The sequence below is a fragment of the Mycobacterium arosiense ATCC BAA-1401 = DSM 45069 genome (assembly GCF_002086125.1).
Taxonomy (GTDB): Bacteria; Actinomycetota; Actinomycetes; order Mycobacteriales; family Mycobacteriaceae; genus Mycobacterium; species Mycobacterium arosiense.
The window spans coordinates 1-411 of the sequence record NZ_MVHG01000254.1 but is presented as its reverse complement, the minus strand read 5'-3'; the positions used below and the strand labels follow the sequence as shown (position 1 = coordinate 411).

Annotated in this window: 1 protein-coding gene; it reads right to left on the bottom strand. The window is 66.7% G+C overall.

What is annotated here, in order from left to right:
- The coding region (locus tag BST14_RS31830; RefSeq protein ID WP_142279699.1) for an aldehyde dehydrogenase family protein at positions 1-411 on the bottom strand (411 nt) is incomplete at both ends.

Genomic DNA, 411 nt, shown 5'->3' with positions numbered 1-411 from the left:
ACCATGCCGTACTCCAGTTGCTCGGCGACGCGGAACACGCGGGCCAGGTCGCGGGCGTAGAAGTAGTACGCCAGGCCGAACTCGGTGTCGTTGTACATGGCGATGACCTCGGCCTCGTCCTTGAAGCGGAACACCGGCGCCAGCGGGCCGAAGGTCTCGTCCTTGGACACCAGGGCGTTCTTCGGCACGTCGACCAGGATGGTCGGCTCGAAGAAGGTGCCGCCGAGGGCGTGCGGCTTGCCGCCGGAAACCACCTTGGCGCCCTTGGAGACCGCGTCGGCGATGTGTTCCTCGACCTTGGCCACGGCCTTGGCGTCGATCAGCGGACCGGTGGTCACGCCGGCTTCCAGGCCGTTGCCGATGTTCAGCTTGGCCACGGCGGCCTTCAGCTTGTCGACGAAGGCGTCGTAC